13 protein-coding genes and 1 pseudogene are annotated in these 12427 nt (G+C 35.9%); 7 read left to right on the plus strand and 7 right to left on the minus strand.

The window, feature by feature from the left end:
• The first annotated feature begins 9 nt into the window (after positions 1-9).
• Positions 10-678 (plus strand): porin family protein, encoded by a 669-nt coding sequence (locus SFA27_RS05160; RefSeq protein WP_047378734.1) that lies wholly within the window; start codon positions 10-12, stop codon positions 676-678.
• Between the two features lie 96 nt (positions 679-774).
• Here the strand turns inward: SFA27_RS05160 and SFA27_RS05165 are convergent, their stop codons facing one another.
• The 3 genes from SFA27_RS05165 to SFA27_RS05175 form a co-directional block, all read right to left on the minus strand.
• Complete coding sequence (locus tag SFA27_RS05165; protein WP_407296798.1) at positions 775-2085, minus strand: ABC transporter permease; 1311 nt, start codon at positions 2083-2085, stop codon at positions 775-777.
• 5 nt (positions 2086-2090) lie between these two features.
• Positions 2091-3002, minus strand: a complete 912-nt coding sequence (locus SFA27_RS05170; protein ID WP_264517151.1) for an ABC transporter ATP-binding protein — start codon at positions 3000-3002, stop codon at positions 2091-2093.
• Positions 3003-3110: 108 nt separating this feature from the next.
• A complete protein-coding gene (locus tag SFA27_RS05175; RefSeq protein ID WP_047378731.1) occupies positions 3111-3461 on the minus strand; it encodes a T9SS type A sorting domain-containing protein in 351 nt (116 codons plus the stop codon).
• A gap of 118 nt (positions 3462-3579) precedes the next feature.
• Here SFA27_RS05175 and hemB point away from each other — a divergent pair, with 118 nt between their 5' ends.
• Positions 3580-4569 (plus strand): porphobilinogen synthase, encoded by a 990-nt coding sequence (gene hemB / locus SFA27_RS05180; protein ID WP_407296802.1) that lies wholly within the window; start codon positions 3580-3582, stop codon positions 4567-4569.
• A 144-nt stretch (positions 4570-4713) separates the two neighbouring features.
• Entirely contained in the window at positions 4714-4860 is a 147-nt protein-coding gene (locus SFA27_RS05185; RefSeq protein ID WP_156118482.1) for a bacteriocin-like protein, read from the plus strand.
• A 78-nt stretch (positions 4861-4938) separates the two neighbouring features.
• Here SFA27_RS05185 and SFA27_RS05190 read toward each other — a convergent pair whose 3' ends face one another.
• Complete coding sequence (locus SFA27_RS05190) at positions 4939-5232, minus strand: TM2 domain-containing protein (protein WP_213280396.1); 294 nt, start codon at positions 5230-5232, stop codon at positions 4939-4941.
• Between the two features lie 153 nt (positions 5233-5385).
• On the opposite strand from SFA27_RS05190, the pseudogene lptB reads away from it, so the two are divergent.
• Positions 5386-6111, plus strand: a pseudogene (gene lptB / locus SFA27_RS05195) (LPS export ABC transporter ATP-binding protein); the annotation flags it as partial.
• Positions 6112-6616: 505 nt separating this feature from the next.
• Entirely contained in the window at positions 6617-8344 is a 1728-nt protein-coding gene (locus SFA27_RS05200; RefSeq protein WP_052184875.1) for an ABC transporter ATP-binding protein, read from the plus strand.
• A gap of 49 nt (positions 8345-8393) precedes the next feature.
• Here the strand turns inward: SFA27_RS05200 and SFA27_RS05205 are convergent, their stop codons facing one another.
• Together SFA27_RS05205 and SFA27_RS05210 are read right to left on the minus strand one after the other, a co-directional pair.
• Entirely contained in the window at positions 8394-8858 is a 465-nt protein-coding gene (locus SFA27_RS05205; RefSeq protein WP_407296804.1) for a carboxymuconolactone decarboxylase family protein, read from the minus strand.
• 169 nt (positions 8859-9027) lie between these two features.
• The gene (locus tag SFA27_RS05210) at positions 9028-9600 is read right to left on the minus strand and encodes a Crp/Fnr family transcriptional regulator (RefSeq protein WP_407296806.1); all 573 of its coding nucleotides are present in this window, start codon (positions 9598-9600) and stop codon (positions 9028-9030) included.
• 95 nt (positions 9601-9695) lie between these two features.
• Between SFA27_RS05210 and SFA27_RS05215 the strand changes: the two genes are divergently transcribed.
• Positions 9696-10649, plus strand: a complete 954-nt coding sequence (locus SFA27_RS05215; RefSeq protein ID WP_407296808.1) for a helix-turn-helix transcriptional regulator — start codon at positions 9696-9698, stop codon at positions 10647-10649.
• 228 nt (positions 10650-10877) lie between these two features.
• On the opposite strand, the gene SFA27_RS05220 is transcribed toward SFA27_RS05215, so the two are convergent.
• A complete protein-coding gene (locus tag SFA27_RS05220) occupies positions 10878-11369 on the minus strand; it encodes a DinB family protein (RefSeq protein WP_407296810.1) in 492 nt (163 codons plus the stop codon).
• A gap of 173 nt (positions 11370-11542) precedes the next feature.
• Between SFA27_RS05220 and SFA27_RS05225 the strand changes: the two genes are divergently transcribed.
• On the plus strand, positions 11543-12127 hold the full coding sequence (locus SFA27_RS05225) for a hypothetical protein (protein WP_407296812.1): 585 nt from the start codon (positions 11543-11545) through the stop codon (positions 12125-12127).
• Positions 12128-12427: the final 300 nt, after the last annotated feature.

Raw genomic sequence — 12427 nt, forward strand, 5'->3', positions numbered from 1 at the left:
CCACATCATATGAAAAAACTTTTATTAGCCTCAGCTTTGACGCTTTCTGCATTATCTTTTGCACAGGTGCAATGGAATAATACAAGATTTGGTCTTACAGCAGGTTTAAACTACTCAAGAGTAGCAAATGCCCACAATCCCTCTGGCCCAAGATTTACCTTCCAAGGTGGAGCTTTGGCTTTGATCCCCGTAGGGAAGGCAAACCAATTCTTTATACAACCCGAAGTTTTGTACTATGGTGCAGGAGAAACCGGGAAAGATAAAGACGCTAAAGGAAAAGATGGTTATGATGCAGTATATGCAAACAACTATCTTAGTGTACCACTTTATTTCAAAGGATACTTTTCAGAAGCTGAATCGGAATTCTTTGGATTGATTGGACCTAGATTTAACTTTTTAGTAAGTCAGGACGTAAAGAATGCTCCTATAAGCAGACCTTATTATGATCCGGACGTTACTGATCCTACACAACCAGGAGTAGACGGAAAAGCAAAAAGCTTTAACTGGGGACTTGGACTAGGCGTAGGATATAGCTATAAGAGACAACTTGAAGTAGCTTTAAAATATGATTTAGGACTTTCTGATACTTACCCTGGTCTTGCAAAAGAAAAAGGCGGTAGTGATAAGAAAAAATCAGAACAGGTAATTGCACTTACCTTAAGCTATATATTCAAATAGAATAGCTCTCAATATAAAAAATCCCGGAAACTAAGTTTCCGGGATTTTTTATTTTTAATTGTAAAAGAACTTTATACTCTTTAGTCCTTTCGTTTATTATCCTTTAATCCACTTCCAAAGCTCTTTTAAAGTAGCTTTATTACCGTACATCAAAATACCTACACGATAGATTTTTCCGGCCAGGAAGATCATAAAAATAGTTGTCGCCAGCAATAATGCAATAGACAGTGCAATCTGCCAGGCAGGAACTCCAAATGGGATTCTTGCAATCATCGCAACCGGTGAAGTAAACGGAATGATGGACAGCCAGAAGCCTAATGGCCCGTCCGGATTGTTCATCAGGGTAAAACTTCCATACATCCCCAATGTCAATGGCAAAATGGCAAATAAAGTAAATTGCTGGGTTTCTGTTTCGTTATCTACTGCAGAACCAATTGCTGCATAAATAGAACTGTAAAAAATATATCCTAAAAGGAAGAAAATGATGAATACAAAAATGATCAGTGGAAAATTCAATTCCAGCAAACTGTGAGAGATCTGGGTAGCGAGCTGTCCCACATCCAGTTTACTTGCAATCTCATCATTTCCACCCGGAATATTTTTCTGAAGAGGTGAGAAGCCTGTATTCAGAACTAATGCTCCGATGACAGACATCGTGATCCAGATCAGAAACTGTGTCAGTGCAACCATAGTTACCCCCAGAATCTTACCCATCATCAGTTCAAAAGGTTTTACAGAAGAAATAATGATCTCCACAACACGGTTGTTCTTTTCCTCAAGTACACTTCGCATTACCCTTACACCATATATAATGATAAACATAAAGGTGACATACATCAGGATCATACTCAGCCCTGATTTAACCCCAAAAGCAAGATCAGAATCCTCTTTATTATTATCCGTAACATTAATGGTCTTTAATGTAAAGCTTTTATCAAGATCAATTAACTGAGTCTCCTGAATGCCCAGTTGTTTAATTTTTTCTTTTTTAACAACATTGCTGATGTCAGAAACAATTTGCTGCTTTGTATCGAATCCTATTTTGCTGTTGATTACCAGCCTTGCCTCTTTTTCAAGCGCATCGAAATTCTGATTTTTCAATTCCGGAAGAATCAAAATACCATCCAGGGATTCATTTCCTTTTAAATTGTTGATCTTGGATTTTTCATCTGCAGCCGAAACAAAAACGTAATTTAATTTATCATTAGATTTCAGCTGATTCATAAACAATCCGCTTTTATCAACCACTTCTATAATACTGTGTGACTCATTCGCCTTAAACATTAATCCAACCACAGCCCCAAAAGCAATAATCATTATGGGCGCCAGCAGTGTTAATATGATAAAGGATTTTTTCTTAACCTGTGTAAGAAATTCTCTCTTGGTAATTAAAAAAATATTATTCATAAAATTTAAGGATGGTTACTTACAGCATTAATAAATACTTCATTCATGCTAGGAATTCTTTCATCGAATGATCTCACTTTACCCACTTGTACAAGATCTAGAAGAACATTATTCTGACTCTCTTCATTTTTCAGGTCAAAAGAAACAAGATTATTTTCATTCGATAAATTGAAGATGTCATACTTATTCTTGAAATAATCAAACTGATCGCTGCTGACATCAGAAAGTGTAACTCCAAAAATATTTTTCTTAAATTTTTCCCTTACATCAAAAACCCTTCCGTCAATGATTTTTTTAGAATTGTTGATCAAAGCAACATAATCACACATTTCTTCCACACTTTCCATTCTGTGGGTAGAAAGGATGATGGTTGTTCCGTTATTTTTAAGATCAATGATCTGATCTTTGATTAAGTTGGCATTTACAGGGTCAAAACCCGAAAAAGGTTCATCAAGAATCAAAAGATGAGGTCTGTGAAGAACCGTTACTACAAACTGGATCTTTTGTGCCATCCCTTTAGATAGTTCAGAGAGTTTTTTCTTCCACCATTGGTCGATATTCAGCTTTTCAAACCATTTTTTTGCTTCATTCAGGGCATCGCTTTTACTCATCCCTTTCAATTCCCCGAAATATAAAATCTGATCGCCAACACTCATGTTTTTGTACAATCCTCTTTCTTCGGGCATGTAGCCGATGTCTTTAATATGATCCGGGTTCAGTTTTTGTCCGTTGATAAAGATATCTCCGGAATCTGCCTGAGTAATTTGATTAATGATGCGGATAAAAGAAGTTTTTCCTGCTCCGTTGGGTCCTAAAAGGCCGTAAATACTACCTTTGGGAACATGGATGCTGAAATCATCCAGGGCGACCTTTTTTCCGGCATTGTAGGTCTTTTTAATATGTTCGGCTTTTAGCATTAAAATTATTCTTTTTACAATTAGTATAAAAAGATCCCGAAAGTTACGGAAATATTAAAACAGAATTAATGTAAAAGAAAAAATCCTGATGATTATCAGGATTGTAATTTATTGTTTCACGATTTGAGTAACTTTCTGCGTGTTGTCACTTAAAATATAACGGATCATATACTTTCCGGGTTTCAATTTTTCAATATTAATCTCACCGGAATTCATATTTACTGTATAATTAGCGACCTGCATACCCAAAATAGAATAAAAAGTCACACTTTTGATTCTTAAAGAAGAATCTTTTGCCTTAATGATAAGGAAATCCTTTGCAGGATTTGGATAAGCAAGCAATACCCCATCATCTGCTTTCTGAGTGATGGAACTCGGCTCTCTAAGCTGAGCTTTTAAATTGTTGGAAAATCCAACAAAAGTGCCTACAAATAGAAATAAAAGTAAAAGTTTTTTCATCAAATTTATAATTTCTCGAATATATATAACAAATGTAATACATTCTACAATTTCATACAATAGTTTTTTGTAGAACTTATATTAAATTTGTAGAAACTTATTCAAAAAGTATTCCAAAATGATACATTCAAGAAATAGAAGACTTAGAGTTAATGAATCTATCAGAAGTTTGGTAAGAGAAAATGTGCTTACAACTGATGATTTTGTAATGCCGATCTTCGTAATGGAGGGCGAAAACAAGCAGGAGGCAATCCCATCTATGCCGGGAATTTTTAGGCGGAGTATAGATTTAACCGTGAAGGAATGTAAGGAATTATTTTCTTTGGGAGTAAAAGCTGTCAATTTGTACATGAAAGTGTCAGAAGATCTGAAAGACAATACAGGAAAAGAAGCCTGGAATAAAGACGGACTGATGCAGCGTACAATCAAAGCAATTAAAGATGCCGTTCCGGGAATGATTGTTATGCCTGATGTAGCTTTAGATCCTTATTCAATTTACGGACATGACGGGATCATTGAGAACGGAAAAGTGATAAATGATGCTACCAACGATGCTCTGGCAAGAATGTCAGTATCTCATGCTGAAGCAGGAGCAGATCTTGTGGCACCAAGTGATATGATGGACGGAAGGGTACAAGTCATTCGTGAAGCGTTGGAAGAAAGCGGTTTTACAGACGTAGGAATTGTAAGCTATGCTGCCAAATATGCGAGTTCTTTCTACGGACCTTTCAGAAGTGCTTTAGACAGTGCTCCGAAAGATGATATGGAAATTCCGAAAGATAAAAAAACATATCAGATGGATTTTCACAATACCCGTGAAGCATTGAATGAAGTATTTAAAGATATTGACGAAGGAGCCGATGTTATCATGATCAAACCGGGACTTCCTTATCTGGATATCGTTTCCAAAGTACGTGAAGCTATTGACCTTCCGATTGCAGTATACAACGTAAGTGGAGAATATGCCATGGTAAAAGCGGCTGCTCAGAACGGCTGGCTGGATAATGACAAAACGATCATTGAAAGTCTCACTTGCTTCAAAAGAGCAGGAGCAGACATGATCTTTACTTATTTTGCAAAAGAAGCTGCTATCCTTTTAAATAAATAAAGGTAAACAATCTTGATCCGGACACCAACGTTAATGTTATGTTAATGGTCTGAATGGATGACTTCCGAGTAAATAAAAAAGTTACTTTTGAGTAAAGCTAATTTCGAGAAACGAAAATAATTAAAACATCAAAAGAATTTATTTATGAGAAATCTTAAAAAGATTGAAAGAAATCAATTGAAGGAAATCAAAGGAGGAGAAGTGATTATTGATGATCCGAATTGCGGAACATGGTGCAAGGGAATCTGGCATCCATGTACAATTAATCATTTAGCTTGTCCACCGGACTAATCATTTCAGTATAAAATAAACAGGCTGTTCTCACCGAACAGCCTGTTTTATTTTCAAACGGACAGGTGGTTTATTATTTTATAGCCAACCTTTTTTACCGTAAACGTAAGTATCATCAAACTGCTTATCACTCATGAAAAGATATAAAATACCTTCAATAAAAGGGATAACAGAAGCTGCTCCTAAAGTAACAACATTCAGAACCAGCTGGATGATTCCCTCTTTCGTATATCCCAGATAAAATTTATTTAATGCGAGCCATCCTACAAGAATTCCCAATAAAGCTGCAGGAATTTTCTTTTCCGAACGGTAAGGAACGTTGCTTTGCTGGTTTTCTGCATTTTCTGTTTTTGTGTAACCGTAATTTTCCATTTCTTAATGATTGTAATTGATTGAGATGTTTTACGATAAGTAGTTTAAAATGATAAAAAGTTACAATGATTTGGAAGTGAATAAGTTTACAATTAAATCAACAAGTTGATATTAACATATAAGTGAAGTTTATATTTTTGATATATTTGCCCTATGATTTTACGAGGAGAAAACTTAATCAAGGAATACGGTCCTAAAAAAGTTGTAAAAGGCGTTTCTGTACAGGTTCAACAGGGAGAAATTGTTGGTTTGCTGGGTCCGAACGGAGCAGGAAAAACCACATCGTTTTATATGATCGTAGGGTTGGTTAAGCCCACTTCAGGAAAAATTTTCCTGGATAAACAGGAGATTACTACTGATGCAATGTACCGAAGAGCCCAAAAAGGAATCGGATACCTGGCTCAGGAAGCTTCCGTTTTCAGAAAACTTTCCGTGGAAGAAAACATTATGGGAGTATTGCAGCTGACCAAGCTTTCTAAGCGTGAGCAGCAGATCAAATGTGATGAACTGATTGAAGAGTTTTCTTTACAGCACGTCCGTAAAAACAGAGGGGATCTTCTTTCCGGAGGAGAGAGACGTAGAACCGAAATTGCACGCTGCCTTGCTACAAGCCCGAATTTTATTCTTTTGGATGAACCTTTCGCAGGGGTTGACCCGATTGCCGTTGAAGATATCCAGAAGATTGTAAGAAGTCTTGTAGATAAAAACATCGGAATTCTGATTACTGACCACAATGTACAGCAGACGTTGGCGATTACCAACAAAACCTATATTATGTTTGAAGGAAAGATCCTGAAAGAAGGACTTCCGGAAGATCTTGCGAATGATCCGCAGGTAAGAGAAGCCTATCTTGGTGAAAACTTTGTCTATCAGAGCATTTTAGACAAACCTAAAAAGAAAAAATACGCTTACAACATCTGGGCGGGTAATTTTGATTCAAAAGCGCAGCTTCAAGGTTTTGCAGATGAAAACTTCAAGCAGTTTGATGATCTGAGACTGATCTATGGTTTTGAAGATATCAGCTTTGCTTCATTAGCAAACTCTGAAATTGAACATATCTTTAATGATGTGGTAGACAAAAATGCAAACAACTCATTTGTTTTCCAGAAAAAGGAAATTAATTCACAATACTCTATGGAGCAGGCAGAAGCAGAGTCTAAAGAGGCCAGCAGAAAAGAACTGCATTACCTTACGACTTATCTGTTTGAAGGATAAAATATAAAGCATTTACTTGCTGAAAATAATAATAAAACGTACCTTTTTCTTTTGAAAGCGGTACGTTTTTCATTTAAAAATGATTTCTATGGCCAAACCTTTTAACAGAACAGTCACCTTGTTCGGAATTTATAAACAGCTTGTCCCCTTTATCAGACCTTACCGGCTAATGATTTACGGAACATTGTTTCTTACTTTTCTGGGAGCCCTCGCAGCACAAGTAAACCCGATTGTTTTGAAATACACGGTGGATGAGGTCACCAAGCTAACCCATCTTCCACATCCGATGACAGAAGGTATCCATATTCTTATCATCATTTCAATTATTTTATTGGGAAAAGAGCTGCTGAATATTTTTATCAACTTCGGGCAGAAATTTTATGGTGAAAAAATAAGGATTAATGTAAGTTCTGTGCTGGCTCAGTCAGCGATTGATAAGATTTTAACCTATAGAGTTGCTTATTTTAATGATGAAAACCATGAATCCGGGAAATTACAGATCAGAATAGACCGTGGTATAGAAAGCTTAACCAGACTGGTGCAGAATTTTTTTATTGATATTCTTCCTCTTTTTTCCAACGCCATTATTGCTTTGATCATTATGTATATGCAGAATGTGTATGTAGGACTTGTTTCAACAATCATTGTTCCGATTTATTTTTACATCAGTTCTCTGCAGGCCAAAAAACTCGGGGGAGTTCGCCGCCAGCTTAGAAATCAGAGAGAAAAAAAGACCTCTGGACTTCTGAACCTGATTAATTCCATTATGGTGATTAAAAGTTTTGTCCGCGAAAAATTTGAAGGAAAAAAACAGTACGATCTTCAGATGGAACTTATGGAAAGCCAGATGATCACAAGAAGAACCAACTTTATTTATGATGGTTTAAAAACGTTTATTGAACAGTTCGGAGTTGTTCTGATCATTCTTTTAACCGTTTATCTCGTTCTTGACCAGCAAATGACCATCGGTGCAATTATGCTTCATATTATGCTTTTCAACAATGTCTCTGCACCTATCCGCCAGCTGCACAGAATCTATGATGATATGAACGATGCCATGATCTATGCTGAAGGCTATTTTGATATTCTGAATGCAGATAACGAAACCGAGTCGAACGGAAGTTTTGTGGAAAAGGAAATCAAAGGAAATTTTGAATTGAAAAATGTTGATTTTACTTATCCCAACGGTACAAAGGCTTTACATGATGTTTCCATGAAAATTGAAAACGGAAAAACTACGGCTTTGGTAGGGCTGAGCGGTGCAGGAAAGTCAACGGTTATTAATCTCTTGTGTAAATTTTATTTTCCGGATTCCGGAGAGATTCTTCTGGATGGAGTAAATCTTAATGAATTTGACAATACTTTTCTGAGAAGTGATCTTGGACTGGTGCTTCAGAGAAACCATATCTTTCAGGGAAGTATTGAAGATAATATCCGCTATGGAGATATGAATGCAAGTTTTGAAGAAATTCAGGAAGCCGCCAAAAAAGCTTATCTGCATGAACAGATTATAGATCTTCCGGATCAATATCAGCATGATGCCACTCAGCTCTCCGGAGGACAGCAGCAGAGAATTGCCATTGCCAGACTGTTTCTGAAAAACCCTCCGATCATCTTTTTGGATGAACCTACAGCCAGTCTTGATGCCATTGCCACAGAACAGATCAAGAATTCTCTGGATGCCATAAAAGAAGGAAGGACGGTTGTCATCATTTCCCATTCCCTGTCGCAGATTCTGGATTCTGATATCATCTATGTGATGAAAAAAGGAAGAGTAGTAGAAAATGGAACTCACGATGAACTTTATAATAAAGAGGGCACTTACCGGGAGATCTTTGACGCATCAGCCCGCAGTCTGAATCTCGATAAACTGGTGAATACTTTTAAAGAAAATTAAATAAAAAAACTCAGCGGACGGCTGAGTTTTTTATCTTCATAATAATTGTTTAATGCGCTTTTTCAGGAACCTGATAAGTACCTACATCTGCTCCGAAAGCAATATTAATTCTGTTGTAGCTGTTGATAGCAATAACTGCCATTGTTAAATCTACAATTTCAGTTTCAGAAAAATAATGACTTACCTTAGCATAAATTTCATCACTCACTTCTTTACCATTCAGAGCCGTTAAAGTTTCAGCCCATAGAAGTCCTGCCTTTTCTTTATCCGTATAAAATGAACATTCTCTCCAGGCACTTACCAGAAATATTCTCTGTTCAGTTTCACCTTTTGCTCTTAATTCTTTGGAATGCATATCCAGGCAGAAAGCACATCCGTTCATTTGTGAAACCCTGAAATACATCAGTTCAAGAAATGAATTGTCCAGTGATGAATTCTGTACCTGAAATCCCATGTTGTGAAGTGAATTTACGGCCTTGTTTCCGATTGCAAATGCATTGATTCTTTGTGACATAATATTTGTTTTTTTGATTAATTATGTGACAAATGTATAGCTGTATTTTTCTGATTTTTTTTACAAATGATAAATTTTATAAGGAAAGATTTTTGAAGCTGGAGGCTGGAAGTTACTATTAGGCAGATGATATCTATTCGGTCTTCAATAACTTCCCTCATCCATTCCCTTAAAGCTTCTGTGCTCTGATTCTGCTTAAAGAAACCTGAGTGATCCCGATATAGTCTGCCAGATCTCCAAGGCTGATGCGCTGGGTAAGATCAGGCCTTTGTTTCATGAAATTATGATAACGCTTTTTACCATCGTCTTCCAGCATTTCACTGATCCTTCCCATCATATTCACCGGAGCTTTTGAATAAAGCTTGCTGAAAAGTGTTTCTGCAGTGTGATATTTTTTGCATAACCCTTCAACTACATCTCTGTGTACACGGAGAACTTCAGTAGGTTCCAGGGCAACGATCATATATTTTGAGGGCTGTCCTGTAAGAAAACCGCTCAGTTCAGCAAAAAAAGCATTTTCAGCAAAAAATGTCATGATAAAATCCTTGTCACCATTGTCAAAAAAAAGTTTGACAAGTCCTTTTTCGATAAAATAAAAATACCTGCAGGTTTCATCAGCCTTTAACAGAAAATCTCCTTTTCTGTAGGATTTGGATTCCAGATGAGAAACAAGTTCGTCCATGACTGCCTGTTCCGGTTTTAAAACTTTTTCAATAGACTGAACAAAATGAGTGTGAAGCATAAAGAAGAAACTGTTTTGTGAAAAATAAAATTAATAAAAAAAGCAGTCCCATTGATAATACATACCTCGAAAAAGAATTTTAGCTTTGCTGTATCATGAACGATCACTATCTTAAAAAACTCGATCGGGTAACCGCTATTCTTACCCAATTACAGTCTAAACCTGTTGTCCGGGCACAGGATCTGGCTGAAAAGTTCGATGTAAGTATCAGAACCATTTATCGTGATGTAAAAACCTTGGAAAATGCCGGTATTCCTATTGTAGGTGAAGCAGGTAATGGCTATTCTTTAATGGACGGGTACAAGCTTCCTCCCATTATGTTTACCAAAGAAGAGGTCTTAAGTTTCATTACCGCTGAAAAGCTGATGCAGAAATTTTCTCATCAAAGTTTAGGAAACCATTATCAGGCAGCCATGGAAAAAGTGCGCTCAGTATTGCGGAATTCTGATAAAAATCTGATCCAGAATATTGAAAAACAGATTGATGTTTTTAGTTTTCATACCGATTCCGGAGATTCTCTCAAAAATGTAATTCCTATTATTTTAGAAAGCATTGCAGACAAAACCCAATTGAACATAAGATATCAGACGGTAGATGGAAGAGTAGACAACAGAACTATTGAAACTGTCGGGATGTTCTTTGAGTTTAATTTTTGGTACATCATGGCATTCTGTACGTTGAGAAAAGATTTCAGGCAATTTCGGATAGACCGGATTTTAGAGATCTCAAAAACCCAGAATCCCTTTTTACAGGAGTACGGACAGGTGAATGATTACCGGAAAAAATCAAACGGAAATAAAGTCAAAGCCAAACTTTTGGTAGACAAAAAAATAATGTCTCATCTGGTGAATTCCAAAAAATATTACGGACTGATAGAAGAAGTAGAAACTGAACAAGGAGTAGAACTTACTTTTGAAACAGAATGGATCAGTGATGGATTTCCCCGCTGGCTTATTACTTTCGCAGATTATGCTACTGTTCTGGAGCCGGAAAGTCTCCGCGCCAGGCTAAACGAACTGCTTGTAAAAATGACAGAAAGACATCAATAAGAAACCTCAACAAGACAGCTGTTGAGGTTAAAGACTTAATTGAGGCAAATAAATGAAATGGTTAATAAGCCAGAGGCAAGATCGCAAAAAAGCTAAATTTGTTTTGTCGCAAAAAATGATATAAGTTGTTTAGATTGAATTGAGAAAATCACTATTAATAAATGACATTGCAGATGTAATTTTTTCTCAGGGTTTTCGCCTTTTTGCAATCTTACCTCTTCGCTTTTATTAAAATCTTTCCCAGAAGAAAGGAGGCTCAATTCCCAAAGCTCTCAGATAAACATATCCTTGCCCACGGTGATGAACCTCGTTATCTACAAAATAAAGGATGTTCTGATATACCGGGAATTCATATTCTCCAAACAGATTAAAGGTTTCCTGGAAGCGTTCCTCAGAAATCATATTAAAATAATGGTTGATTACTTCTGTTTCTTCATCCCACTTTTTTAAAAGCTCTTCTTTTGTTTTTGGATTAAAAGCTTCTTCATTGTAAGCTTCCATAGTTCCTTCAACAATTCCCTTTAAAGCAGGTCCGCCAATGCCAATCAGTTCAACTGCCAGTTTTGCAAACGGTCTCATCCCGCCAATTGAAAATTCAAACAAATCTTTTTCAGGAAAAGATTCAATTACTCTTCTTGTCAGATTTCTGTGTCCCTGCCAGTCGTTTAATAACTGCTCAGAAGTCATGAATTGTTTAGTGGCTGTTGCTGTAGTTGTCATAATGTTTTGTTTTTGTTTGTTGTTGATACAAAGGTAAGACAGGGTTATGACAACAGTTTGTCAGCAGGATTTTTGATATTGAAAAAATATTTTTTTTCTTTGCTAAAATATCCTGACCTGTTTTTGCGTTAGAAGGATGGATATTAATAACAAAAATCGCTATTATTAGAATTATGAAGAAGTATATTTTGCCTGTTGTCACCACTTTTTTATTAGTATCATGCAATAAGATTGAAGAAAAAATTGATCAGACTGTTCAAAAAACAACCGAAACTGTGCAGCAGAAAGCACAGCAGGCTGTAGAAGAAACAGTGAAGAAAACGGTCAATGAATCTGTGAATTCTTTAATTAATTCCGAAGACGTTAAGTTTAATACTGTTTTTCCCGGTGAAGGTGCTGCCATTGTATCTGAAGAAAAAGGGAAAAAAATTAAAATCCCGGGAAGATCAGAAGGTTACATTTTTAAATACAAAGCAGACATTGCAGTATTACTCCCATTTTTAGAGGGACAGCCTACTTCTGATGAAAGTAAATCAGAAAAGAAAGCCCGCAAAATTGATGGGCAAAACATTATTGATAAAATAAGTCTTTTATCAAAATTTCTTCCTGATAATACCTTTGATGTCAGTATTTTGGAAGATATAAAATCCGATAAAAACATTCAATATTATAAATTGAAAAGGTTTCCCAACAGTAGTACAATTATCTACAACCCAAAAAATCAGACCATCATACAATACGTAGAGGTAAATAAATAATTTGGATATGGCCGTTTCAACGGCCATTTTTTATATACAGTCATTGCAAGCTATAGGTGAAGTAATCTCAAGCTACGAAAACTACTTTTCAGAAAGAATGAAATCATATTTATTTCCTAATGTAAGTTAATCACTTTTTCAGACATAATTAGGAAATTATTACTACGTTTCTTTTAATCTTATTAATAAATTACTTGATGTTTGTGAATTTGCTTCTATTTTGTAAATAAATACTATTTGTGGATTTATGGAATATTATTCATACCATATGGTTTATTTTTATGTTTAATATTAATATTT

Origin of the sequence: Chryseobacterium sp. HR92, from assembly GCF_045689405.1 — a bacterium.
GTDB lineage: Bacteria > Bacteroidota > Bacteroidia > Flavobacteriales > Weeksellaceae > Chryseobacterium > Chryseobacterium viscerum_A.